The sequence below is a fragment of the Mycolicibacterium mageritense genome, assembly GCF_010727475.1.
In the GTDB taxonomy this organism is placed as follows: Bacteria; Actinomycetota; Actinomycetes; order Mycobacteriales; family Mycobacteriaceae; genus Mycobacterium; species Mycobacterium mageritense.
Map to the genome: position 1 here is coordinate 4901799 of NZ_AP022567.1, position 25218 is coordinate 4927016.

The following is a 25218-nucleotide window of genomic DNA, read 5'->3' on the forward strand; positions in this document are numbered from 1 at the left end:
GTTTAGTGGCCGCCCTTGCCGCCGCCGGTGGGCGGTGCCGGCGTCACGACGTGGGTGGGCGTGAACAGATTGCCGCCGCCCGGGTTGATGCTCTTCTCGGTGGGCGCCACCGTCGGCGCACTGCTGGGCGCAGTCGTGGTCGTAGTGGTCGTCGTGGTCGTGGTCGGAGTGCTCGGCTCCTTCTCGCCGCCGGTGCCGCACGCGGTGAGACCGCCGAGGGTGATCAGTGCGGCCAGGCCTGCGGCCGCGGCGAGGCGGCGAGGTAAGTGATTTGTGGTCATCGTGCATTGTCCTGTCTTGAGCCGCCAAATACGGAATTGAACTTTATCGTCCAGTTTGTATGCCGTCAATTGTGATCGTTGCCGACTGACCTGTGATTTTGGCAATTCACTCGGACTCGAAAGTCCAATCGGGGGCAGTTCCAAGTAATCACCCCACCGACTCCCAGGGCCTTGACAGCCTCCGCTCATAATCTGCAGCTCTCACGAGATCGGAGGAGCGGGATGAGGAAGCTGCTTGGTATGGCTGCGATCGCCGTTGCGGCTGTCCCGGTGGGCATGGCTGCGACAGGTGTGGCTGCGGCAGACGACTACGCGGGCAAGACGTACGCCGACGCGTCCTCGGCCATCGCCGACGCGGGGCAGAAGGCCGTCATCGCGACCCGGTCGGGTGATTCCGAAGAGGACGACAAGTGCGTCGTGACGAGCTCCGAGCAGGCGCCGTGGATCAAGGGCGACGATTTCGCGCCGGTCACCGACACCGTGCTGCTCAATCTCAACTGCAACGCCGGCGTGGCCACTGCCAAGACTCCCGGCAATTCGGCTGCCAGCCCCGAGGGGCGGGCGGCGATCCAGGCGGCCAAGGATCAGGCCGCGCAGGAGCAGGAGCAGGCTGCCGCGGACGAGGCCAAGGGCAAGCACTGACGCGGACTCGTCACCTGTCGAGCTGCCACACCCTGGGCCAGTCCTTGCCGCGGAACGCGGCGTCGGTACCGCCGTCGACGAAGATGACCGAGCCGACGAAGTAACCCGCGTCGGGTCCGAGCAGGTACGCCACCAACGACGCGACCTCCTCCGGGCGGCCGCCGCGCCCGGCCGGGATGGTCTTGAGGAACTGCTCCATCGCCTCGCCCGTGAGGGGGTCTTTGCGGCCCTCCTGGGTCATCGGGGTGTCGATGAGTCCGGGCGCTATCGCGTTGAGCCGGATGCCGTCGGCGATGTACTCGGCCGACCTGGTGCGCGCGTAGTACGCGAGCGCGGCCTTGGTCGCCGGGTACGCCTGCAGGGCGCCGAAATCGCCGAACGAGTCGGCGATGGTGTTCGCGAGCTCCCCGTCGCCCGCCAGGCAGGCCTCCGCCATCTCGATCGGCCAGTTCGGTTGACTGGTCGTCGAATTAGAGCTGATCAGCACGACGGAGGAATTCTCCCCGGCGGCCAGCAGCGGCCGCAGCCCCTCGAGCAGCTCGATCGCACCGAAGTAGTTGACGGCGATCAGCAGCCGTGCCGGGCGTCCGGTCGCCGCGGCCAGGCCGGCGAACGGCACGAAACCGTCGATCCGGCCGTCGGCCATCTCGGTGACCCGTGCGACGGCCTCGGCGCGGCCGTCGGCGGTACTCAGGTCGACCGTCACGTCGGCATCCCTCAGGTCGACGCCGATCACGCGATGGCCGTCGGCCTCCAGTCGGGTCTTGGTAGCCGCGCCGAGTCCCGAGGCGCTGCCGGTGAGAACGTAGGTAGCCACGATCAGCGACCCTAGTGCGGCGTGCCGCCAGGTCGGCCTTCGGTACCGCACACCGGTACCCGGAACGCGATCAAGCGTCCTTGAGTGCCGCCAACAGGCGCCGGGCCGCCGCGACCCGCCCCGCCGCGGGACCGGACAGCGTGTCGAGTGCACATTCCGGGTCGGCGGGCGGGCCCATGTGCCCGCAGCCTCGGGGACAGTCCGCGATGGTCTCGGCCAGGTCGGAGAACGCCAGGAGCACGTCGTCGGGTTCGATGTGCGCCAGCCCGAACGACCGGATGCCCGGCGTGTCGATCACCCAGCCCTCGCCGTCGAGGGGCAGCGCGACCGACTGAGTCGACGTGTGCTTGCCCTTGCCCACACCCGACACTTCACCCGTTGCCCGATCCGCTTCCGGCACAAGGCGGTTCACGAGTGTGGACTTGCCGACGCCCGAATGGCCCAGCAACACCGTGACCTGGTCGGTCAACAACGGCGCGACCGCGTCCAGCGGGTCGTCGCGGCCCGCGGTGACCACGGTGAGATCCAGGTCGGCGAACTGCGCGGCGAACGGTTCGGGTGGGGCGAGGTCCGATTTCGTCAGGCAAAGAATCGGTTTCAGGCCTCCGGCGTACGCGGCGATCAGCGCGCGCTCGACAAGCCCGGTGCGCGGTGGCGGATCGGCCAGCGCCACCACGATGAGCAACTGGTCGGCGTTGGCGACCACAACGCGTTCGGTGGGGTCGGTGTCGTCGGCGGTGCGGCGCAAAACCGTCCGGCGTTCGCCGCGGCGCACGATGCGGGCCAGGGTGTCGGGTCGGCCGGACAAATCGCCGACCACGTCCACGTCGTCACCCACCACGATCGGCGTGCGGCCCAGTTCGCGGGCGCGCATCGCGGTGACTCGCTGTGCGGGGTCGCCGTCCAGCGCGCAACCCCACCGCCCACGGTCGACGGCGACCACCATCGCCGAACGGGCGTCGGCATGGTCGGGGCGGGTCTTGGTCCGCGGACGCGTGCCCCGACCCGGTCTGATCCGGACGTCGGACTCGTCGTAGTCCCGAGTGCCCCGTGCGCTCAACGTGAGGCGCCCGCCAGCATGTCCGCCCACATCCGCGGGAAATCGGGCAGTGTCTTGGCGGTCGTGGCGATGTTGTCCACCTCGACGCCGGGCGTCCGCAGTCCGACGATGGCGCCCGCGGTCGCCATCCGATGATCGGCGTAGGACCGCCACAGCCCGCCGTGCAGCGGCCGCGCGGTGATCAGCAGCCCGTCCTCGGTTTCGGCGCAATCGCCGCCGAGGCCGTTGATCTCGGCGCTCAACGCCGCGAGCCGGTCGGTCTCGTGGCCGCGCAGATGCGCGATGCCCCGCAGGCGTGACGTCGAGCCGGGGCGGGCCAGGGCCGCGAGCGCTGCCACCGTGGGCGCCAGCTCGCCGACATCGTGCAGGTCGGCCTCGAAGCCTCCGTAGCCCGCCGATCCCGTGACTTCGAGGTGCGAATCATGTTGGTGGACAACGGCGTCGACGGCCCGCACCAGCCCGAGGATGGTGTCGGCGGGCTGGATGCTGTCCTTGGGCCAGCCGGCGATCCGCACGGTTCCCCCGGTCACCAGCGCTGCCGCCAGGAACGGTGTGGCGTTCGACAGATCCGGTTCGATGTGCCACGTGCGGGCCGCCACCGGGCCGGGCGCCACCTGCCAGCGATTGGGTGTGGCGTCGTCGACCTGTACTCCGGCGTCGCGCAGCATGGCCACCGTCATCGCGACGTGCGGGGCCGACGGCACCGACTCGCCCGTGTGCACGACGGTCAGGCCCTCGGTGAACGCCGCACCCGACAGCAGCAGCCCGGAAACGAACTGTGACGACGCCGACGCGTCGATCTCCACCGTGCCGCCGCCGACCGTGCCGCGCCCCCGAACGACGAACGGGAGGCCGGAGCCGTCGATGTGCACGCCCAGACCGCCGAGACCTGCGAGCAGCGGCGTGATCGGCCGGGCGCGAGCCTGCTCGTCGCCGTCGAAGGTCACCGATGCGGTGCCCAATGCGGCCACCGGTGGGACGAACCGCAGCACGGTGCCCGCCAGTCCGCAATCCACGCGCGCACCGGGCGCCGGGTCGATCCGGCCGGCGACCGTCAACTCGGTGCCGTCACCGGTGACCGTCACGCCAAGCGTGCGGATCGCCTCGATCATGAGGTCGGTGTCGCGGCTGCGCAGCGCGCCGGAGACGGTCGAGGTGCCCTGCGGGGTGGCCAGGGCGGCGAGAACCAGGGCCCGGTTGGTCAGCGACTTGGAGCCGGGCACGGTCACGGTCGCATCGACAGGGCTGGTCGTCGACGGGGCAGGCCAGTGTTGTCCTTGCTCCTCGCGTGCGCGTTCGTCCACGTAGTACATCCTGCCTTGTCCGCGGTTTCTGCAAGCATGGGCTCTATGTGTGGACGTTTCGCGGTGACGACCGATCCGGCGCTGCTGGCGCAGAAGATCCAGGCGATCGACGAGAGCACGAGTGCCGGTGGCAATGCCGGTGACAAGGACACGCCGGGCCCCAACTACAACGTGGCGCCGACCACGACCATCAGCAGCGTGGTCAAACGCCACACCGAACCCGACGACGAATCGACACGGCGCGTGCGGTCGATGCGCTGGGGCCTGGTCCCACCGTGGGTCAAGACCGCCGAGGACGGTTCGCCCGACAACAAGGGCCCGCTGCTGATCAACGCCAGGGCCGACAAGGTGACCACGTCGCCGGCGTTCCGGAACTCGGCGAAGAACAAGCGCTGCCTCATTCCGATGGACGGCTGGTACGAGTGGAAGCCCAATCCGGCCGCGGGCACCAAGAAGGTCGCCAAGACGCCGTTCTACATGTACGGCGCCGACGGCGAGCTGTTGTTCATGGCGGGCCTGTGGTCCACGTGGCGGCCTGCCGGCGCGCCGAAGGACTCGACGCCGCTGCTGAGCTGCACGATCATCACCACCGATGCCGCGGGCCCGCTCGCCGACATCCACGACCGCATGCCGCTGACCATCAGCGAGCGCGACTGGGACCGCTGGCTCGACCCCGACGCCCCGATCGACGAAGGCCTGCTGCGGGGCCACGGCGATCTGGACCGCATCGCGATCCGCGAGGTGTCGCGATTGGTCAACAGTGTCCGCAACAACGGCCCCGAACTCATCGAGCCTGCCGAACCCGAGTCGGCACTGTTTTGAGCGAGCTTCTGGAACCCGGCGTGGTCGACGCGCTGGGCACCGACCTTCGGTCGGCGGGCTACTCGGTCGACGGCGTGGCCGAGATGTTGGGTGCCGACGCGAACGCGGCGTTGGGCAGGGGAGTGTGGTGGCCCGCGCTGCGTGCCAGCGGTGGCGCACCCGAGCATCGGCGCAGGCTGGCGACGCTGGTGCGGCTGTTCCTGCTCGGTACCGACGAGCCCGCCGACCGCGTCGAGGCCGCGCTGCCGTCGGTGAGCCTGGCCGCACTCGCGGCCAACGGCGTGGTCGACGTGTCGTCCGGCACTGCTCGCGCGATCCTCGACATCCGTCCGCACAGCGACGGCGAGCGCGATCATCTCGTCGTCTCGGATCAGGACGCCGCGCTGCGCAGCGCGCCGCTGCGCAGCGATCACGTGCTGGGCATCGGCGGAGCGTCGATCTCACTGGCCCGCGCCGTGATCCGTACGCCCGTGCAGCGCGCGCTGGACCTCGGCACGGGCTGCGGCATCCAGGCGTTGCACCTCGACTCTCACTGCGCCGAGGTGGTCGCGACCGACACCAACCAACGCGCGTTGTCGCTCGCCGCGGCGACCGCGCGACTCAACGGCATGTCGTGGGAGCTGCGCCACGGCAGCCTGTTCGAACCGGTGGCCGGTGAACGCTTCGACCTCATAGTGTCCAACCCGCCGTTCGTCGTGGGCTCGGGCACCCGCGACTACATCTATCGCGACTCCGGGGTGGCCGGGGATGGGTTGTGCCGGCAGCTCGTCGAACAGATCGGCGACCACCTGAATCCCGGTGGCACCGCCCAGGTGATGGCCAACTGGATTGTCCGCGAAGGTGATTGGCGCGACCGGATGCGCGGATGGCTGGCAGGCACCGGCCTGCACGCCTGGGTGGTCCAGCGTGAGCTGGCCGACCCGCTGAGCTACGTATCGCTGTGGCTGGCCGATGCCGGCGAGACCCCCGAGGCTGCCGCACGGCGGGGCGGCGAATGGCTGGACTGGTTCGCCGAGCAGGGCATCGTCGGCGTCGGGATGGGGCTGATCTCGTTGCGCGTGCCCCGCCCCGGTGAGGCGCCCGAGCAGATCCTGGAAGAGATCACCGACGAACCGATCACCGGAACCGAAGTCGACGCCTTCTTCGCGCGGCGGGCCTACCTGCGGGACACCACCGATGCCGAGCTGCTGGCGGCGCGACTGTCGACCGCGCCGGTTTTCCTGGAGGAGCAATCGTTGCCAGGGCCCGACGGATGGCAGCAGGTGGGTGCAGCGGTGCGCCGCCCTGGCGGGCCGGGCGCGGTGATCGGGGTCGACGAAGTGCTGCGGGCGCTGCTCGCCGGATGCCGCGGCGAAGTCCCCCTGGGGACGCTCATCGAGCTGCTGGCGACGCACCACGGTGTCGACACCGACGCGCTGGCGGCAGCCGCACTGCCCGAGGTCCGGGAAGCCATCGGGCGCGGGATCCTCTACCAGGCGCAATAAGCCCTTTTAGAGGATTCCTCTGTTTTGTTAGAGTGATCCTCGTGTCGCCGTCGAATGGCAGAAATGCCCGGGACCGGTTGCTGACGGTCGCGCGGCGGCGGTTCGCGGCCGACGGCACGATCGCCCCCACCCTCGACGAGCTGCGTCGCGAAGCCGGTGTCAGCGTCGGATCGCTGTATCACCACTTTCCCGACAAACCGGCGCTGGCGGCCGCGGTCTACGCGCAGGTCATGGCCGAATATCAGGCCGGCTTCGTGGCGATGCTGCGGGCCCAGGACTCCGCCGAGGCCGGGATCCGTGGCGGTGTGCGGCACCACTTGAACTGGGTTGCAGAACACCGCGGCGAGGCCGCGCTGCTTCTGGGTGACCGCCTCGACAGTGCCGCACTGCGGGCCGCCAACCGGGACTTCTTCGCAGCCATCGGCGATTGGTGGCGCCCGCACCACACCTACGGCGTGCTGGTCTCCATCCAGCCCGCCGTCACAGCAGCCCTGTGGTTCGGCGCGGCCCAGGAGTACGCGAGGCACTGGCTGGCGGGCAACGCCGACGAGATGGACCGCACGGTCATCGAGACGTTCGCCGATGCGGCCTGGAACGCATTGCGGGACAACCAGATCGAGGAGACGAGCAGATGAGTGAAGCCCTGTATCGCAGCATGGTGGCCGACGGCGACGATCCGGACGCGCCACGGCGCGTCAGGGTCGAGCACCGCGGCGACCGCGCGCTGGTCACGCTCGACGAACCCGACCGGCTCAACGTGTTGTCCGCGCCGTTGGTCCGTCAGTTGCGCCTGGCGCTGGCGGATCTGGTGGCCGACAACGACATTCGTGCCGTGGTGCTGACCGGAGCGGATCCGGGCTTCAGTGCGGGCGGTGACCTGCGGATGATGCGGGCTGCTATCGACAACCGGTACCGGGCCGAGGGCACGGCAGACGTGTGGCGGTGGATCCGGCGCGAATTCGGCGGTATCGCCCGGTTGATCGCCGGCTCGGACACCATCTTCGTGGCCGCGCTCAACGGCCCCGCGGCGGGCGTCGGGCTGGCCTGGGCGCTGACCTGCGACCTGACCATCGCGAGCGAGCGGGCCGTCATCGTGCCCGCTTTCGCGCGGCTCGGCCTGATTCCGGAGGTCGGTACCAGCTGGGCGCTGACCCGGCGGCTGGGCTACCAGGGAGCGTTGGCCTACTACCTCAAAGGCGAGCACATCGACGCCGAGGCCGCCCGGCGGCTTGGCCTCGTGCACGAGGTGGTTCCCCACGACCGGCTGCTCGCGGCGGCCGACGACTGGTGTTCGCGCGTCGCCGCGCTGCCGCCGCACGCCGTCGCGATGGCGAAACCACTGCTGCGCTCGGCGGCCGACGCCAGCTGGAACGACGCCCTCACGCTCGAGGAGTTCGCGGAACCGACCTGCTTCACCACTGCCGCGTTCGCCGAGAGCGTCGAGACCATGCTGCGGTAGCCGGCCGGGCCGTCACGTGCGCCGCGCGGTCGCCACGAGGTAGGGGCTCGGGAACGACACCCGGCCCGCGCTGTCGGTGTGCTCGCCGAAGGCCCGCTCGAAGGCCTGCACCAGTTGCGTGCGCTGCGGATCCTCTAGGTTGTGCAGCAGGTCGACGTGCATGGGCGACTCGTGCTTGAGAAAGTGCAACGCCGCCGGCAGGGAATCGAATTGCCACGTGTGCACGCGCTTTTCGATCTCGATGCCGTCGAACGCAGCGGCCAGCCGCGCCGCCACGACGTCGGGCTCGCCCCACTGGTCGGGGGAATAACCCGACGCGGGCGGTTGGCCCAGCGTCTCGACGATCGGGTTGTAGAACGGGTTGCCCGCGTCATCACGAATCCACGACGAGAACCCGAACACGCCGCCCGGCCGCACCAGCCGGGCAACCTCGCCGAGAAGGCTCTCCGGTTCGACGAAGATGATGCCCATGTTGGACACCGCGGCATCGAAGCCGGCGTCGGGCAGGCCCGTGTCGGCGGCGTCGGCCACCACCCAGGTGACGGCGTCGGCGCCGGGCCGGGCCGCGGCGATGTCGACGAGTTCGGCGGTCAGGTCGACGCCCGTGACACGCGCGCCCGCACCGGCCGCGGCCAGTGCCGCACTGCCGGTGCCGCACGCCAGGTCGATGACAGCGGCGTCGCGCACCGTCTTGCGCCGGTCGACCGCGGCGACGACCTCGGCCGCGATGGACGCAATGCGTTCCGCGACAGCTTCATAGCGGCCGGTGGCCCAGAGGGTCGGCTTGGAGTCAGGCACACACCGAGTATGCCTGTTGGCCGGTTACGGCTGGACGTATCCCGGCGGGTTGGGGGTGTCCACCCACAGGTCGACGCCGAGATCCGAGCCGGGCACGCAGTCGTACACCGACAGATCGGTCACGCCGGAATCCAGCAGCACGTCTTCGCACAGCAGGCTCTGGCCCGTGTATTCGCGCGCGGGCCTGTTGAAGATCGCGTACGCGGCATCGGCGTACACGGCGGGCTTGCGGGCCCGGGCCATGGCCTCGTCGCCGCCCAGCAGGTTCTGCACCGCGGCGGTGGCGACCAGGGTGCGCGGCCACAGCGTGTTCGACGCGATGCCGGCATCGCGCATCTCTTCGGCAATGCCCAACGCGCACAGCGTCATCCCGTACTTGGCCATCATGTAGGCGGTCGGCTTGAGCCACTTCGATTCCATCCGGATCGGCGGCGAGAGCGTCAGGATGTGCGGGTTCTCGCGGCCCTTCATGTGGGGGATGCAGGCCTGCGAGACGGCGTAGGTACCGCGGATCTGGATGCCGTTCATCAGGTCGAAGCGCTTGAGCGGCACCTCCTCGATCGAGCCGAGGTTGATGGCCGAGGCGTTGTTGACGCACAGGTCGATCCCGCCGAACTGCTCGACGGCCTTGGCCACGGCGGCGGCCACAGAGTCACCGTCACGGACGTCGCCGACGATGGGCAGGGCCTGTCCGCCGGCCTCCTCGATCTCCTTGGCGGCCGTGTAGATGGTGCCTTCGAGTTTGGGATGGGGCTCGGCGGTCTTGGCGACCAGAGCGATGTTGGCGCCGTCGGCAGCGGCCTTCTTGGCGATCGCCAGGCCGATACCGCGGCTGGCACCGGAGATGAACATGGTCTTCCCAGAGAGCGACATGGCTCACACCCTATGCGCGACGTCTCGCAAGACCGCAAGCACGTTGTCGATCAGTGGCGAGCGTTGCGCGCCGGCGGCCACCAGGTCGATGCCGAGCGCGGCGGGTGCCAACGGCACGTAGCGGACCCCGGCGATGTCGAGCGCCGCTGTCGGGTCGGGCACGATCGCGACGCCGAGGCCGGCCGCCACCAAGGTGACCAAGGTCGACGTCTCTGAGACCTCTTGCCGCACGCGCGGCACGAATCCGGCATCGGCGCAGATGTTCTCGACGAGGTTGCTCATCGTCGACCGGCCGTGTCCGGCATGCACGACGAAATCCTCGTCGCGCAGCGCGGCCACGGTCAGTTCGGTCTGGCCCGCCAGGCTGTGGTTCGTGGGCAGCGCGACCAACAGCCGGTCGCGGCGCACGGTCTCGGTGAAAATGCCTTCGCCGACGACCGGCGGGCGCAACAACGCGAGGTCGAGGGCGCCCGACCGGAGGGCCTCGAGCTGCGCGGGGGCCAGCATCTCGCCGCGCAGGCCGACCTCCACGCCCGGCAACGATTCGCCGAGGGCCCGCACGAGTTGCGGCAGCAGCGAGTAGGTGGCCGAGCCGACACAACCGATCACCAGGCGGCCCTCCACGCCTGCGGCGATACGCCGGGCCTGGCCGCCCGCGTCGCCCACGGCGTCGAGGATTTCGATCGCGCGCTGCAGGTAGGCGCGACCGGCCGGGGTGAGTTCGACGCTGCGGGTCGTGCGCGTCAGCAGCGATACGCCGAGCTCGCGCTCGAGCTGACGGATCTGTTGGGACAGTGGCGGCTGGGCGATGTGCAGCCGGTCGGCGGCCCGGCCGAAGTGCAACTCCTCGCCGACCGCGACGAAGTAGCGCAGATGACGCAACTCCACGATTAGAACTCTACAGATATCAATGTCCGCGATCTAAGTATTTCAAAATATCTGTGTGGGTATCTAACGTCGAAGGCATGACTTCTCCGGTCGTGATCTGCAGCCCCGTCCGAACCCCGGTCGGGCGGATGGGCGGGGCCTTGGCAGCGCTCACCGCGGCCGACCTCGCCACCGTGACGCTGCGCGCGCTCGCCGACCGCGTTGGACTGCGCGAAGGCGACGTCGACGACGTCGTCCTCGGCCATGGGTATCCCAGTGGCGAGGCCCCGGCCATCGGCCGCATCGCCGCACTCGACGCCGGTCTGGGCACCGGTGTGCCCGGACTGCAGATCGACCGGCGCTGCGGCTCCGGTCTGCAAGCGGTGCTGTACGCCGCGGGTCAGGTGGCCACCGGTGCGGCCCGCGTCGTGGTCGCAGGCGGCGCCGAGTCGATGTCCAATGTCGAGCACTACGCACTGGGCCTGCGCACCGGTGTGCGCCAGGGCGCCATCGCGTTGCAGGACCGGCTCGACCGGGCTCGCGAAACCGCGGGCGGCACAAACCATCCCATTGCGGGCGGCATGATCGAGACCGCCGAGAACCTGCGCAGGGAGTACGGCATCAGCCGGGATGAGCAGGACGAGCTCGCGGTGCGGTCACATCAGCGCGCGGTCGCCGCGCACGACGCCGGCCGGTTCGCCGACGAGATCGTCCCCGTCACGGTGCCCGGCAGGCGCGGCAAGCCCGACACCGTCATCGACCGTGACGAGCACCCACGCGCTGACATCACCGCCGAACAACTCGCCGCGCTGCGTGCCATCCGGCTCAAGGTCGACGCCGAGTCCACCGTCACCGCGGGCAACGCCTCGGGCCAGAACGACGGTGCGGCGATGTGCATCGTCACGACCCGCTCGGAGGCCGAAAAGCGGGGACTCACACCGGTTCTGGCGCTGCGGTCATGGGCCGTCACCGGATGCGCGCCCGAGACCATGGGCATCGGACCGGTCGGCGCCACCGCGACCGCGCTCGACCGCGCGGGTTTGACGCTCGACGATATCGACCTCATCGAACTCAACGAGGCGTTCGCCGCGCAGGTGCTGGCAGTTCTGGCCGAATGGAAGATCGACCCGCTCGACGAGCGCGTCAATCCGAACGGTTCCGGCATCTCACTGGGCCACCCGATCGGCGCGACCGGAGCGCGGATCCTGGCGACCGCCGCCTATGAGGCCGTGCGCCGGGACGCGCGATATGTACTGGAAACCATGTGTATCGGCGGGGGACAGGGCCTCGCCGCTGTTTTGGAGGTAATTCGATGAGTGTCCAGCGAGTAGTGAAGGTGGATCGCGCGTGAGCACCGTTGCCGTCCACCACGTCGTCACCGGGCGTGCCGACGGACCCGTTGTCGTGCTGTCCAATTCGCTGGGCTCCACCCATCGCATGTGGGACGCACAACTTTCCGCGCTCGAAGAGCGGTTCCGGGTCGTGCGGTACGACACGCGCGGCCACGGCGGGTCACCGGTGCCGGAAGGTCCGTACTCGATCGACGATCTCGCCGACGACGTCGTCGCGCTGCTCGACGCCCTCGGCGTGGAACGCGCCCACATCGTCGGGCTGTCGCTGGGCGGTATGACCGCGATGCGCGTGGCGGCCCGTAATCCAGAGCGGGTCGACCGGTTGGTCCTGTTGTGCACGGGGGCGCAGTTGCCGCCGGCCTCGGCATGGACCGACCGCGCCGCGGCTGTACGCGCCGACGGCAGCGAAGCCGTCGCGGAAGCCGTTGTGGCACGGTGGTTCACCCCCGAATTCCTCACCCGGAATCTCGACGCCAAGGCCGCCCACGAGGCGATGGTCGCCGCCACCCCGGCCGAGGGCTACGCGGGATGCTGCGAGGCGATCGCCGCGCTCGACCTGCGCGCCGACCTCCCGCTCATCAAGGCGCGCACGCTGACCATCGCCGGGGCCGACGATCCCGCGACCCCGCCGGCCAAGCTCGCCGAGATCACCGAGAACGTGCCGGATGCCCGGATGCTCGAGGTGCCTCACGCCGCGCATTTGGCCAACGCCGAACAGCCCGCGATCGTCACGCCCGCGCTGATCGACCATTTGGAGCAGCCATGACCCTCGACAAGGTGGTCGGCTCGGCCGCCGAAGCCGTCGCCGACATCCCCAGTGGCGCAAGCCTTGCCGTCGGGGGATTCGGCCTCGCCGGTATCCCGTGGTTCCTGATCGGAGCCCTGCTGGAGCAGGGTGCCGACGATCTCACGATCGTGTCCAACAACTGCGGTGTCGACGGCGCGGGCCTCGGCCTGTTGTTGGAAGCGGGCCGGATCAGCCGGGTCATCGCGTCCTACGTCGGCGAGAACAAGGAATTCGCCCGTCAGTACCTGGCCGGTGAACTGACCGTCGAACTCACACCGCAGGGCACGCTGGCCGAACGGATGCGGGCCGGCGGCAGCGGAATCGGCGCGTTCTTCACGCCGACCGGAGTGGGCACCATGGTGGCCGAAGGCGGTCTGCCGTGGCGGTACCACCCCGACGGCACCGTCGCACTCGCCTCACCGGCCAAGGAGGTGCGCACGTTCGGGGGCAAGGAGATGGTGCTCGAGGAGTCCATCGTCACCGACTACGCGCTGGTCCGCGCCGCGGTCGCCGACAAGGCCGGCAACTGCAAATTCCACGCCGCCGCACGCAATTTCAACCCGCCGGCCGCGATGTCGGGCCGGGTCACCGTGGTCGAGGCCGAGCAGGTGGTCGAGGTCGGCGAGCTGCATCCCGACGAAATCCATCTGCCGGGCATCTTCGTGCAGCGCGTCGTCGAACTCACCCCGGAACAGGCCGCGCACAAGGACATCGAGAAGCGCACCACCCGAGCCCGAGGAGCAGCCCGATGAGCTGGACCCGCGAACAGATGGCCGCCAGGGCCGCCGCCGAACTGCGCGACGGTGACTACGTCAACCTCGGCATCGGCCTGCCCACCCTGATTCCCGACTATCTGCCCGAGGGCTCGGACGTCACCCTGCACGCCGAGAACGGCATCCTGGGTGTCGGCCCCTTCCCGTACGACGACGAAGTGGATCCCGACCTGATCAACGCGGGCAAGCAGACCGTGTCGGTGGTTCCCGGCGCGTCGTTCTTCGACTCGGCGACGAGTTTCGCGATGATCCGCGGCGGCCACGTCGACGTCGCGGTGCTGGGCGGCATGCAGGTCGCGGCCAACGGCGACCTGGCCAACTGGATGGTGCCGGGCACCATGGTCAAGGGTATGGGCGGCGCGATGGATCTGGTCAACGGCGCGGGCCGGGTCATCGTGCTGATGGATCATGTCGCCAAAAACGGTGCGGCCAAGCTGGTCTCGTCGTGCGACCTGCCGCTCACGGGCAAGGCCGTGATCAGCCGCGTGATCACCGACCTCGGGGTCTTCGACGTCACCGGTGACGGGTTCCGCGTCATCGAACTGGCACCTGAGGTGGGCTACGACGACGTCGTGGCCAAGACCGGCGCGGCCCTCACCGACGGCCGGATGCCCAGCCTGGTCTAGCGCCGCAGCGCAGCCAACTCGGCGCGTGAGCGCACCCCGAGCTTCGCGTACACCCGCGTGAGGTGGTACTGCACGGTCTTGGGGGAGACGAACAGCTCGGCGGCTACCTCACGGTTGGACATGCCCTGCGCCACCAGGGCCGTCACGGCGTCCTCCTGCGGCGTGAGCTCGACGCTGTCGCGGGATCCCCGGAGTTGATGCAGGCCACCGGCTTTCAGCTCGCGCTCACACCGCGCCACGAGCGTCTGCGCCCCCAGCGACACGTAAAGCTCACGTGCGGTGCTGATCACGGCGTCGGCCTCCCGCCGCTTGCCGGCTCGCCGCAACGTCTGCCCGTACGCGAAATTCACCCGAGCCTGGTCGTAGCGCAGTGGCAGCCCATCCAGCAGTTGCAGGGATTCCTCGAACCGGGCGCGCGCCGCGGGCAGCTGTCCCATCGCGCCGAGCAACCTGCCGCGTGCATAGCCGAGCCGGGCCATCGCGGACCGGTGTCCACGTTCGGCGGCGCGGTGTTCGTGCGGCCGGAGGAACGCGTCTGCCCCATCGAGGTCGCCGTCGATCACCAAGGCGTTGGCCAGCATGTCCGGCCAGGGCCAGTACCCCGGTTCGGTGAGCGACGTGCCCGGCGCCATCCGCGCGAGGGGTTCCAGCGCGCGGCGCACCCTGGCGTAGTCCGCCTCGGCCTCGGCGACCTGGGCCCGGGCCAGAATGGTTGGGATACGCACCATCTCGTAGTCCTGCGTGACGACGTCCGCGGCCCGCACCGCCGTTTGTGCGGCATCCCAGTCGCCACGCAGCGCATGGATCTGGGCCGCGGTCAACTCCAGCAGCGGTGTGATGATCACGATGCCGCTGGATTCGGCGAGTTGACGGCCCGATTCGACGGTGGTCAGTGCGGTGTCCCAGTCCCCGGTCGCGAACTGCACCCGGGCCAGCCAACCCAGCGCCCACAGCGTGATGCGGGTCGACCCACCCAAACCGGCTGTGGCGACGGCGCTTTCCAGATTGCTGCGCGCGGCATCGACGTCGTCGCGGATCAGCTGCAGCCAACCGCGGCCCATCGTGACGCGCTGCGCCTGTGCGCCGTACCGTAGCCGGGCCGCGAGATCATCGTAGGCCGCGGTGGCCTCGTCCGGATGCCCGGCCGCGGCGAGGCCGAGACCGCGGATGGCTGCCGACTCGATTCCCGACGGCGAGTCGCGATCGGCCAATCGCAGTGCCGTGTCGGCCCACTCGACCAGCTCGTCCCCGCGGCAGCGCACGAGCGAGTGCAGCACATACCGCTGCGCAATGAGGGCCGCGGTCGCCGGATCCCGCTCGGCGTTGACGATGTCCCACGCCCGGCGCAGCCGCACGTCGGCCTCGGTCGCACGGCCCCGCAGGATCGCCAGGTAGGCCAGCACCGCGTTGCGCAACGGAGTTTCCCGCAGACTCTCGACGGCGGGGACCAGCGCAGCCGCGGCGCCACAGTCCCCGGCCGCCACCAGAGCGTCGACCGCGCGAGTCAGGCGTTCGTCGCGTAGCAGAGAATCCGCGGTGAGCCGGCTCGCATCGCGGAACAGCGTGGCGGCCTGCGCCCAGGCCCCGTCGGTGCCGCATTGCCGTGCAAGTGCTTCGATGTCGTCAGCCAGCTGCGCATCGGGCAGCGGCGCGGCGGCCACCCGGTGGTGTAGCCGCCGGTCTGGAGCGGTCACGATCTCCGCGGCCCGTCGGTGCGCGTCCGCGGTGGCCCGCGCCCCGAGAATGGTGAGCACCGCGGCCCGCGTCATGCGCCCGGCCAGCCGAGGTTCGAAGTCGACTGCGTGTGACACCAATTCGTGGTTCACCGCATCGTCGATGGCGCCCAATGGATCCACGAGCCCGGCCAGCTCCGCGGCCTCGGCAAGCGTCGCGTCGTCGCCGAGCACGGCCAAGGCCTCCACCAGGGCCCGGCCCTCGGCCCCGCACGCCGCGAACCGTGCGTCGACGTCCGCGACGGTGTGGCGGGGCGCGGGCAGCGCCGCGTCAGGTCGTGCCCACACCGGTGTGGGCACCTCGTCGAGGAGAGCCACCACGTCGCGCGCATTGCCGCCCGTGTGCGTGGCCAGCCTGGCTGCGACGGTGGGATGAACGATCACGCCGCGCAGCCGTGCGAGCTCGGTGACGGCCCGTGCTGACAGGCCGCCCAGCGACAGCACACTGCCGGTGAGTTCGACCGGCAGCGTTTCGGTGGCCGGCGCGCTGAGCACGATCAGCACCGGAAGATCGCGCTGGTGACGCACGAGTGTCGAGAGTGCCTGCACCGACTCGACATCCGCATGCTGAGCATCGTCGATCACCAGCAGCCGCACGCCTGCCGCGCGCAGGTGATCGACCAGATGCGCCGCGGCGAGCAGCGGGTCGGCGGGCACGTCGTCCTGCACCAGCTGGGCCAGTACACCGCCCGGCAGATCGGTTTCCCACGGCACCGCGTGTGCCCACCAGCCCCCGTACTGTGCGGCGAGCTGACGCAGCAGGGCCGTCTTGCCCACGCCGGGCTCACCGACCACCGCGACCATGCGCGCGCCCTGTTCGGTGGCAGCGAGCTCACGGGCGAGGTCGGCCAGTTCGCGATCCCGCCCGACACATGGGCCTTGGGGCACGATTCACATGGTAAATCGGCGGCGTCGCGAAAATCGCGCGACAGCCGCCGGGGGACCACGAATACTCTCGGAACGTGTTCCTGACGCTGTCCACCACGCACCGGCCTGCCACCGACCTGGGATATCTGCTGCACAAGCACCCCGACCGGGCGCAGGTTTTCCAGGTTGCGGGTGGAACTGCGCACGTGTTCTACCCGGAAGCCGGCGAGCATCGCTGTACGGCCGCGCTGCTGTGTGAGATCGATCCGGTGAACCTCGTGCGCGGTAAGCACAACACTGCGTTCTCCCTGGGTCAGTATGTCAATGACCGGCCGTACGCCGCGGGCTCGATGCTGGCGGTGGCGATCGGTGCGGTGTTCCGATCGGCGATGAAGGGTGTCAGTGCCAAACCGGAACTCGCCGAAGGCGCCCTGCCGCTGGAGTTCCACCTACCGGCGGTGCCTGGCGGAGAGTCATTGGTGCACAAGCTCTTCGAACCACTCGGCTGGGCGGTCGAGACGACGGCGCTGCCGCTCGATCCGCAGTTTCCGCACTGGGGCGCATCCGATTTCGTGGACCTGCGCCTCACCGGCACACACCGGCTCTCGGACGCGCTCAAACACCTCTACGTGCTGCTTCCCGTGCTCGACGACGCCAAGCACTACTGGATCGGCGAGGACGAGGTCGCCAAGCTGCTGCGCGCGGGTGACGGCTGGTTGGGCGAGCATCCCGAACGCGACCTCATCACACGCCGCTATCTGCGGCACCGGCGCGAGTACGTCAACGCCGCACTCGGCAGGCTTGCCGACAGTGACGACACCGACGGCTCGGCGCTCGACAACGCGCTCACATCTGCTCGCCCTGCCACGGAACCCCTTGCGGTACAGCGTCGTCGGCGAGTGGTCGAGTTGCTGACCGAGCTCGGAGCGCACAAAGTCGCCGACCTGGGCTGTGGCGGCGGTGCGCTGCTGCGTGACCTCGTTGGCCACCCGCAGTTCACCGAGATCCTCGGAGTCGACGTGTCCGCGTCCGCACTGCAGGCCGCGGCGCGATCGTTCGAGCGCACGGGCGAGCGGGTGCAGAACCGGGTGACCATGCGGCAATCCGCACTGACCTACGCCGACGCGACCCTGGCCGGGTACGACACGGCCGTGCTCATGGAGGTCGTCGAGCACGTCGACGAAAGCCGGTTGCCCGCACTCGAATACGCGGTATTCGCGGTGGCAAGGCCTCGGTCGGTCATCGTCACCACACCGAACGCCGAGTACAACGTCCGATACGACACGCTGCCCGCCGGGCAGTTCCGTCACACCGATCACCGCTTCGAGTGGACCCGCGCCCAGTTCGGCGCGTGGGCCGACGGCGTCGCGGCGCGGCACCGCTACACCGTGCGCTACGAGGGCATCGGGCCCGACGATCCGGAACTCGGACCGCCGACCCAGGCGGCGGTTTTCGAGGTGATCCCATGAAGATCGCGATCCCCGAGATGTCGCTGGTGGTGCTCGTCGGTGTGTCAGGTTCGGGAAAGTCGACGTTCGCGGCCAAGCACTTTCGGCCGACCCAGATCCTGTCGAGCGATTTCTTCCGCGGCTTGGTGTCCGACGACGAGAACAACCAGGCGGCGTCGGCTGCCGCGTTTGACGCGCTGCACTACGTCGCGGGGAAGCGGCTTGCCGCGGGCCGGGTCACGGTGGTCGACGCGACCAACACGCAGCGCAGCCCCCGGAAGGCGCTGATCGAGCTGGCCCGCGCCCACCACGTGCTGCCGGTTGCGATCGTGCTCGACATTCCCGAATCGGTATGCGTCCAACGCAACCGCGCCCGGGCCGATCGGCCCTTCGGTGACGGAGTCATCCGTCGCCAGCGCGACGAGCTGCGCCGCAGCCTGGCCGGGCTGGAGAAGGAAGGGTTCCGGCGCGTACATGTGCTGAGCAGTGTGGCCGACGTCGAAGCCGCAGCCATCAGCATCGAACCGCTGTTCAACGACAAGCGGTCCGAGACGGGGCCGTTCGACGTGATCGGGGATGTGCACGGATGCCGTGCCGAACTCGAGGAACTGCTGGCCGAGCTCGGCTACCGCGTCGAGCGTGACGCGTCGGGCCGGGCCGTCGGCGCCGCGCATCCCGAAGGCCGCCGCGCAGTCTTCGTCGGCGACCTGGTGGACCGCGGCCCCGACACGCCCGGTGTGCTGCGCCTGGCGATGGGCATGGTCGAGCGCGGCACCGCATTCGCGGTGTGCGGAAACCACGAGCACAAACTCGTCCGTGCGCTGCGCGGGCGCAAGGTGACCGTGAGCCACGGTCTCGGCGAGACGCTGGAGCAACTCGCGGCCGAACCGCCGGAATTCCAGGCCCGCGTGCAGTCGTTCTGCGACGCGCTAGTCGCGCACTATGTGCTCGACGGTGGCAGGCTCGTGGTGGCGCACGCCGGGTTGCCCGAGCATTACCACGGCCGGGCCTCGGGCGCGGTCCGCAGCTTCGCGCTCTACGGTGACACCACGGGTGAGACCGATGAGTTCGGCCTGCCGGTGCGCTATCCGTGGGCCGACGACTACCGGGGCCGGGCGACCGTGCTGTACGGCCACACGCCGACTCCGGTGGCCCAGTGGGTGAACAACACCATGTGCCTGGACACCGGGTGTGTGTTCGGCGGTCGGTTGACGGCATTGCGTTACCCCGAGCGCGAGGTGGTTTCCGTTGCCGCGCATCAAGTCTGGTATGAGTCCGTCAAGCCCTTGGTGGCGCCGGGCAGTCCGGCGCGCGCAGGCGACGTGCTCAAGGTCGACGACGTGCTCGGCAGGCGCGTGATCGAGACGCGACACCACGGCCGTATCACCGTGCAGCCGGAACAGTCGGCGGCGGCTCTGGAGGTGATGAGCCGGTTCGCGATCGACCCGCGCTGGCTGGTCTATCTGCCACCGACGATGAGCCCAGCGGACACCAGTGGCGACGAAGGGCTGCTGGAACACCCGCGGGAGGCCTTCACGTACTTCCGCAACGCCGGTGTCGATGCGGTGGTGTGCGAAGAGAAGCACATGGGTTCGCGGGCCGTGGTGCTGGTGTGCCGCGACTCCAGCCGCTTCGGTGTCGACGGACCGGGTGCGGTGTACACCAGGACCGGGCGATCCTTTTTCGACCCCGAGCTGACCGACGGGTTCCTGAGCCGTGTCGGCACGGCAGCCGGCGCCCTGTTCGACGAACTGCGCACCGACTGGCTGCTGCTCGACACCGAGATCATGCCGTGGAACGCCAAGGCGGCCGCGTTGGTGACCGGGCAATACGCGCCTGTCGGCGCGGCGGGCGCCGCAGCGCTGTCGGCCGCGGCCGAGGCTCTCGCCGTCGCGGTACGGCGCGGTATCGACGTATCGGAGCTCTTGGCGCGCACCAGATCCCGCGAGACAAACGTCGAGCGGTACCGCACCGCGTACGGTCGCTACTGCCGGCCGACCGACAGTTTGGCCGGGGTGACGGTCGCGCCCTTCGCGCTCTTGGCGGCCGAAGGTCAGTCGTTCGTCAGCCGGCCACACACCTGGCATCTGGACATCGCGGACAGACTCGTCGCGGCCGACCCCGAGTTGTTCGCCACGACCCGGCGCGAGATCGTGCACCCCGGCGACGATGCGTCGATGGCCGCAGGCACCGAATGGTGGGAGCGGCTCACCGCGGCAGGCGGTGAGGGGATGGTCGTCAAACCCGTGGCCGGCCTGGTGCGCGGTCCAAAAGGATTGGTGCAACCGGGCATCAAGGTTCGCGGTCGCGAATACCTGCGGATCGTCTACGGTCCGGACTACACCGAATCCGAGCACCTGGTGCGGTTGCGCAACCGCGGCGTGAACCGCAAACGTTCGCTGGCCGCACGGGAATACGCGCTCGGCGTCGAGGCGCTCGACCGGCTCGCTGCGGGCGAACCGCTGTGGCGCGTCCACGAGTGCGTGTTCGCGGTGCTGGCACTGGAATCCGAACCTGTCGATCCGCGCTTGTGAAAATGTCCTCGCGAGCAGACGTTCCGGTACCCCAAAACGCGCAAAGTGGGGTACCTGCGCGTCTGCTCGGCGAGGAATGTCTAGCCCTGGTCACCGCCCGCAACGGGAAGCACGGTGCCGGTGATGTAGGACGCCTCGTCGGAGGCCAGGAAACAGATCGCGGCGGCCTGCTCGTCGAGGGTTCCGTACCGGTGCATGAGCGACGATTCGACGGTCTGCTCGATATGTGCCTGATACCACGCGCGTTCGGTGTCGTTGGCCGGTTCCGGGGTGCCGCGCGTGATGCGCCGCGGCGGGGCCTCGGTGCCGCCGGGGGCGGTGGCGACGACCCGGATGCCCGCGTCGGCGTATTCGAGCGCCAACGAGGCCGTGATGGCGTTGATCCCGCCCTTGGCCGCGGAGTACGGGATGCGGTGGATGCCCCGGGTCGCGGCCGATGACACGTTGACGATCACGCCTTGGCCGTGCGCGACCATCGACGGCAGAGCCGCGCGGCACGCGTACAGCGTGGTCAGCAGGGAGCGGTCGAGCTCGGCACGGATCTCGGTTTCGGTGAACTCGGTGAACGGCTTGAAATTGATCGCGCCGCCCACGTTGTTGATCAGTACGTCGATGCGGCCGAACTCGGAAAGCGCCTGGCGGACGACGTTTTCCGCACCGTCGTAGTGTTCCAGGTCTGCGGTGACCGCAAGGGTGCGGGGGCCGCCCGTGGCCAGTTCGTCGGCGAGTTCCTTCACCAGGTCGGAGCGGTCGGCGAGCACGAGCACGCCGCCTTCGGCACTGATGCGCCGGGCGGTGTGCTCGCCGATGCCCTGCGCGGCACCGGTGACCAGCACGACCTTGCCGGTGAAGCGGCCCGGGGTTATGCACCTGGGCCTGCGGGCGGCTGCGGCTTTTTCATGGTCGGCCATGGCGCGGCGCATGGTCTGTTTGGACCGCTCGGCATGTGCAACGATCAACGTTCGGGCCGCGTCGCGGTCACCGGCCTCGAATGCGCTCACGATGTCCATGTGGTCCTGCGCGCACAGCGGATGACACCACGTGGCGTCGCGCAGCACCTCGGCCATGCGGCCCTTGACCCCGAGCGCCTGATACGCCTGCAACAGATGGTCGTTGCCGGTGAGGGTGAACAGGTAGTCGTGGAAGGCCGCGTTGGTCTCGGTGTACTGCGCGGCATCGACGAAGTGGTCGCCCTCGACGTAGGGCATGGTGGACTCGGCCAGCAACCGGTAGCCGGCGAGCTGGCGGCTCGACAAGCGCCCCAACGTCAGTTCGAGCGCACCGAGCTCGAGAGCCTGCCGCGCCTCGAACAGGGCATCGGATTCATGGACCTCGGGGTGCTCCTCGCCGATCTGGTAGCCGTCGTGCGAAACCTGTTCGGGCTCAGGTGCGGCGACGGGGCGCCGGACGAACAGCTCTTGACCCGCCACCGCACGTGCCCCCGAGGCGATCAACGCCCCGTCGTCGGCATCGAGGGGTATCCCTGCGCCGGTGGCGGGGTCTGCGATCCGCTGTCCGACGATGCGGCGGGCGTCGTCTTCCGGTGCCGCCACAATATCCGGCCACGGCGTCAGTGCCGCATCGGCGGCGAGCATCACCTGGCCGGCGACGCCGCGGGCGTCGACCGCGGGCAGCAGCGTCTCGGTGACCTCGCAGCGCGGCGAAGCGGCAGGCGCGGCTGCCGGGCCACCGTGGGCGAGTGCGAACTTCTCGTAATAGAAGCCGACGGGTTCGATACCCGCTTCGGCCACGTGGCTGCGCACCGATTCCACCATCGCGGGCGGGCCGCACAGGTACACCGCGACGTCGCCGTTGTACAGGTGCGCCGGCCGGATCAGCGTCATCACGCGGCCCTGGTTGGCGGCCGTGGTGCGGGGATCGGACACGCAATGCTCCCACGTGAATCCCGCGAGGCCCGAGGCGAGTTCGGCGAGTTCATCGAGCGCCACCACGTCGTCGTCGGTCTTGGCGCCGTAGATCAGATGGGCCTTGCGGGGGCTGCCGCTCTCGCGCATTGCACGCAGCATCGACAGGATCGGGGCCAGGCCCGTGCCGCCCGCCAGCAGCAGCACCGGTCGTTGCGCCTCACGGAGAAAGAACGAGCCGTTGGGCCCGGTGAACGTGATGGTGTCCCCGACAGCGGCCCGGTCGGCCAGGTAGCCCGACATCGCGCCGCCCGGCGTCAGCTTCACCAGGAATGTCAGGCGCTCTTCGTGGGGTGCGTTGGCGAACGAGTAGGACCGCGTGACGTCGGTGCCGGGTACCGCGATGTTGACGTATTGACCTGGGAGAAAGGCCAATTCGGACCGATTGGGTATCTCGACCGCGAACCGCACGATGGTGGGGGAGAGTCGCGTGAGCTCGACCAGCGTGCCGGTGTACGTAGCGGCCCGGGTCTTGGCGATGTCGGATGTGCTCGCGATCTGCAGCACCAGGTCCGAGCGCGGCTTCATGCTGCACGGCAGGACGTAACCGGCACGGGCCTCGTCCGCCGACAGGGCGTCCTCGATGTAGCTGCCGCCGTCGAACTCGCCGGATTCGCAGCGCGCCTTGCACGTTCCGCAGGCTCCGTCGCGGCAGTCCAGCGGAATGTTGATGCGTTGCCGGTACGACGCGTCGGCGACCGTCTGGTCGTCGCGGCACGTGATGAACCGGGTCACGCCGTCCTCGAAGGACAGTGCGACGGAATGGGTTACGGTCATGTCGCGGCCTCAGATGTGGTAGACGTCCACCACGTGGTGGATGTAGTCGTTCTTGAGCACCACGGTCTTGCGCCGGATCAGCGGGTGCTCGCCGGAGAAGTCGATGGTGTAGAAGGACGTGCCGTAGTACGGATCCACGGTTTTGTACCGGAAATACATGGTGTGCCAGTTGAACCGGACGTCCACGAGATCGCCGTGCCGTTCGATCACCTCGACGTTGGAGATGTTGTGGCTCGTGCGAGGTTCGGGTAGTGAGGTCGCCGACGACCGCTCGGTGCGGATCCGGAACACGCGGTCTTCCAGGCCACCCTTGTTGGGGTAGTAGATCAGCGAGATGTCGCGTTGCGGATCCTCGACCAGGCGGTCGTCGTCGGTCCACGACGGCATCCAGTAGACGACGTCGTCGGCGTAGCACGCCAGCCACTTCTCGAACTCGCGGTCGTCGAGGTAGCGGGCCTCGCGGTAGAGGAACTGCTCGATTGCGTTCTGGGTGATCAGTTTTGGTTCCTGCTGCAGGGTGCTTGTCATGACAACTCGCCTTCCAGTGCCGTCTTCATGGTTTCCAGCCAGTAGCCGTGCTGCACGGGGTAGAGGCCCTCGTCCTCGTTGCGGATGCCGGCCGACACGATCCCGTTCATGCCGAGCGATTCGGCCAGCGGGTCAGGGCCCGACAGCCAATGCTTGGCGCCGCGGCTCATGTCGTTCCACGGCGCGGCTTGGGCGCGGAAGGTCAGCTGGCACGACCGGAACTCCTCCAGGTCGTCGGGCGTGGCCATCCCGGATGCGTTGAAGAAGTCCTCGTACTGGCGGATGCGCAGGGCGCGGGCCGCGTCGCTCTCGCCCTTGGGCGCGATGCAGTAGATGGTGACCTCCGTCTTGTCCGGCGCGATGGGCCGGAAATGCCGGATCTGCGTCGAGAACTGGTCCATCACATAGACGTTCGGGTACAGGCAGAGGTTGCGTGAACCCTTGACCATGAACTCGGCCTTGGCTTCTCCGAAGCGGTGCTTGAGCTGGTCCAGCTGGTCCCACAGCGGCCGGTCCTGCGGATTGGCCGCCCACGTCCACAGGCACAGGTGTCCGTGCGGGAACGACCAGTATCCGCCGCCCGACTTGCCCCAGCCGCCGGCGTCGAGGGCCACGGTGGCGTTGGTCGATTCGCCCGTGCTACGCCGGCTCGTGGTGGCCGCGTAATTCCAGTGCGTCGCGGTGACGTGGTAGCCGTCGGCCCCGTTCTCCGCCTGGACCTTCCAGTTGCCGTCGTAGGTGTAGGTCGACGAACCACGCAGCACCTCAAGGCCTTCCGGCGACTGGTCGACCAGCATGTCGATCACGGTGGTGGTGTCTCCGAGGTGTTCGGCCAGCGGCAGCACGTCGGGGTTGAGGCTGCCGAACAGAAAGCCCCGGTAACTGTCGAAGCGCGCGATCTTCGTCATGTTGTGCGAGCCGCCCGAATTGAACGTGTCCGGGTAGCCCGCGCCGTCGGGATCCTTGACCTTGAGCAGTGTGCCGTCGTTGCGGAACGTCCAGCCGTGGAACGGGCAGGTCAGAGTCGTGCGGTTGTCGGTCTTGCGGCGGCAGATCATCGCACCGCGGTGCGCGCACGCATTGATGAGACAGTGCAGCTCGCCGTCCCTGGCGCGGGTGATCACCACGGGCTGCCTGCCGATGTAGGTGGTGAAGTAGTCGCCCGCATTGGGCAGCTGGCTCTCGTGGGCGAGATAGATCCAGTTGCCCTCGAAGATGTGTTTCATCTCCAGCTCGAAGATCTCCTCGTCGGTGAAGATCCGGCGGTTGGCGCGGAAGACACCCGCGGCCGGATCGTCGATCACGGCGTCGGCCAGAACAGCGGCGACGTGGGTGTGCGAAGCAGGGACGGTTGCGGTCATTGATGCCTCCAGGTGAGCGCGACAGGCGCGGTATTTGCACTGTGGCATCGCGTGGTGGGCGTCACACTAGGCAGTTTCCTAGTCCTGACCTAGGTCTCTA

At 69.0% G+C, this 25218-nt stretch carries 22 protein-coding genes; 11 read left to right on the top strand and 11 right to left on the bottom strand.

Annotated features, from left to right (window positions below; all coding sequences use genetic code 11):
• Positions 1–2 precede the first annotated feature (2 nt).
• Positions 3–281, bottom strand: coding sequence for a hypothetical protein (locus G6N67_RS23650; protein ID WP_036428403.1), 279 nt, complete (start codon positions 279–281; stop codon positions 3–5).
• Between the two features lie 222 nt (positions 282–503).
• Between G6N67_RS23650 and G6N67_RS23655 the strand changes: the two genes are divergently transcribed.
• On the top strand, positions 504–923 hold the full coding sequence (locus tag G6N67_RS23655; protein ID WP_036428401.1) for a hypothetical protein: 420 nt from the start codon (positions 504–506) through the stop codon (positions 921–923).
• Positions 924–933: 10 nt separating this feature from the next.
• On the opposite strand, the gene G6N67_RS23660 is transcribed toward G6N67_RS23655, so the two are convergent.
• From G6N67_RS23660 to aroA, 3 genes are all read right to left on the bottom strand, one after another.
• Positions 934–1740: an SDR family oxidoreductase gene (locus G6N67_RS23660; RefSeq protein ID WP_036434217.1), complete on the bottom strand. Its 807-nt coding sequence runs from the start codon at positions 1738–1740 to the stop codon at positions 934–936.
• A gap of 70 nt (positions 1741–1810) precedes the next feature.
• On the bottom strand, positions 1811–2800 hold the full coding sequence (gene rsgA, locus G6N67_RS23665) for a ribosome small subunit-dependent GTPase A (protein ID WP_036434215.1): 990 nt from the start codon (positions 2798–2800) through the stop codon (positions 1811–1813).
• Complete coding sequence (gene aroA, locus G6N67_RS23670) at positions 2797–4104, bottom strand: 3-phosphoshikimate 1-carboxyvinyltransferase (RefSeq protein WP_036434212.1); 1308 nt, start codon at positions 4102–4104, stop codon at positions 2797–2799. The genes rsgA and aroA overlap by 4 nt, the downstream gene beginning before the upstream one ends.
• A 45-nt stretch (positions 4105–4149) precedes the next feature.
• Between aroA and G6N67_RS23675 the strand changes: the two genes are divergently transcribed.
• From G6N67_RS23675 to G6N67_RS23690, 4 genes are read left to right on the top strand one after another with little or no spacing between them, the layout of a single operon-like run.
• Positions 4150–4926, top strand: a complete 777-nt coding sequence (locus tag G6N67_RS23675) for an SOS response-associated peptidase (protein WP_197747929.1) — start codon at positions 4150–4152, stop codon at positions 4924–4926.
• Positions 4923–6410 (top strand): DUF7782 domain-containing protein, encoded by a 1488-nt coding sequence (locus G6N67_RS23680; RefSeq protein WP_036428398.1) that lies wholly within the window; start codon positions 4923–4925, stop codon positions 6408–6410. The genes G6N67_RS23675 and G6N67_RS23680 overlap by 4 nt, the downstream gene beginning before the upstream one ends.
• A gap of 41 nt (positions 6411–6451) precedes the next feature.
• Positions 6452–7045 carry a TetR/AcrR family transcriptional regulator gene (locus G6N67_RS23685; protein WP_036434209.1) on the top strand — a complete coding sequence of 198 codons (594 nt, stop codon included), beginning with the start codon at positions 6452–6454 and terminating at the stop codon, positions 7043–7045.
• The gene (locus G6N67_RS23690; protein ID WP_036428396.1) at positions 7042–7869 is read left to right on the top strand and encodes an enoyl-CoA hydratase/isomerase family protein; all 828 of its coding nucleotides are present in this window, start codon (positions 7042–7044) and stop codon (positions 7867–7869) included. The genes G6N67_RS23685 and G6N67_RS23690 overlap by 4 nt, the downstream gene beginning before the upstream one ends.
• 12 nt (positions 7870–7881) lie before the next feature.
• Here the strand turns inward: G6N67_RS23690 and G6N67_RS23695 are convergent, their stop codons facing one another.
• Genes G6N67_RS23695 through G6N67_RS23705 form a run of 3 tightly spaced genes read right to left on the bottom strand, consistent with a single transcriptional unit; the run spans position 7882 to position 10428 of the window.
• The gene (locus G6N67_RS23695) at positions 7882–8667 is read right to left on the bottom strand and encodes a class I SAM-dependent methyltransferase (RefSeq protein WP_036428395.1); all 786 of its coding nucleotides are present in this window, start codon (positions 8665–8667) and stop codon (positions 7882–7884) included.
• Between the two features lie 24 nt (positions 8668–8691).
• Complete coding sequence (locus G6N67_RS23700) at positions 8692–9540, bottom strand: SDR family oxidoreductase (protein WP_036428394.1); 849 nt, start codon at positions 9538–9540, stop codon at positions 8692–8694.
• Between the two features lie 3 nt (positions 9541–9543).
• Positions 9544–10428, bottom strand: coding sequence for a LysR substrate-binding domain-containing protein (locus tag G6N67_RS23705; protein WP_036428393.1), 885 nt, complete (start codon positions 10426–10428; stop codon positions 9544–9546).
• Positions 10429–10505: 77 nt separating this feature from the next.
• On the opposite strand from G6N67_RS23705, the gene G6N67_RS23710 reads away from it, so the two are divergent.
• From G6N67_RS23710 to G6N67_RS23725, 4 genes are read left to right on the top strand one after another with little or no spacing between them, the layout of a single operon-like run.
• Positions 10506–11723, top strand: a complete 1218-nt coding sequence (locus G6N67_RS23710; protein ID WP_036428391.1) for an acetyl-CoA C-acetyltransferase — start codon at positions 10506–10508, stop codon at positions 11721–11723.
• 31 nt (positions 11724–11754) lie between these two features.
• Positions 11755–12525, top strand: coding sequence for a 3-oxoadipate enol-lactonase (gene pcaD, locus G6N67_RS23715; protein WP_036428389.1), 771 nt, complete (start codon positions 11755–11757; stop codon positions 12523–12525).
• Positions 12522–13298, top strand: coding sequence for a CoA transferase subunit A (locus tag G6N67_RS23720; RefSeq protein ID WP_036428387.1), 777 nt, complete (start codon positions 12522–12524; stop codon positions 13296–13298). Before pcaD ends, G6N67_RS23720 begins: the two co-directional genes overlap by 4 nt.
• Positions 13295–13945 carry a CoA transferase subunit B gene (locus tag G6N67_RS23725; protein ID WP_036428386.1) on the top strand — a complete coding sequence of 217 codons (651 nt, stop codon included), beginning with the start codon at positions 13295–13297 and terminating at the stop codon, positions 13943–13945. Before G6N67_RS23720 ends, G6N67_RS23725 begins: the two co-directional genes overlap by 4 nt.
• On the opposite strand, the gene G6N67_RS23730 is transcribed toward G6N67_RS23725, so the two are convergent.
• Positions 13942–16566 carry a LuxR C-terminal-related transcriptional regulator gene (locus G6N67_RS23730; protein WP_110798319.1) on the bottom strand — a complete coding sequence of 875 codons (2625 nt, stop codon included), beginning with the start codon at positions 16564–16566 and terminating at the stop codon, positions 13942–13944. The two genes, G6N67_RS23725 and G6N67_RS23730, sit on opposite strands and share 4 nt — an antisense overlap.
• Before the next feature lie 74 nt (positions 16567–16640).
• Here G6N67_RS23730 and G6N67_RS23735 point away from each other — a divergent pair, with 74 nt between their 5' ends.
• Both G6N67_RS23735 and G6N67_RS23740 read left to right on the top strand, forming a co-directional pair.
• Complete coding sequence (locus G6N67_RS23735) at positions 16641–18014, top strand: 3' terminal RNA ribose 2'-O-methyltransferase Hen1 (RefSeq protein ID WP_036428384.1); 1374 nt, start codon at positions 16641–16643, stop codon at positions 18012–18014.
• Complete coding sequence (locus tag G6N67_RS23740) at positions 18011–20527, top strand: polynucleotide kinase-phosphatase (protein WP_036428382.1); 2517 nt, start codon at positions 18011–18013, stop codon at positions 20525–20527. Before G6N67_RS23735 ends, G6N67_RS23740 begins: the two co-directional genes overlap by 4 nt.
• 80 nt (positions 20528–20607) lie before the next feature.
• Here G6N67_RS23740 and benC read toward each other — a convergent pair whose 3' ends face one another.
• Genes benC through benA form a run of 3 tightly spaced genes read right to left on the bottom strand, consistent with a single transcriptional unit; the run spans position 20608 to position 25118 of the window.
• Entirely contained in the window at positions 20608–23229 is a 2622-nt protein-coding gene (gene benC, locus G6N67_RS23745) for a benzoate 1,2-dioxygenase electron transfer component BenC (RefSeq protein WP_036428380.1), read from the bottom strand.
• 9 nt (positions 23230–23238) lie between these two features.
• Positions 23239–23757, bottom strand: coding sequence for a benzoate 1,2-dioxygenase small subunit (gene benB, locus G6N67_RS23750; RefSeq protein WP_036428378.1), 519 nt, complete (start codon positions 23755–23757; stop codon positions 23239–23241).
• Positions 23754–25118: a benzoate 1,2-dioxygenase large subunit gene (gene benA, locus G6N67_RS23755; protein WP_036428375.1), complete on the bottom strand. Its 1365-nt coding sequence runs from the start codon at positions 25116–25118 to the stop codon at positions 23754–23756. Before benA ends, benB begins: the two co-directional genes overlap by 4 nt.
• Positions 25119–25218: the final 100 nt, after the last annotated feature.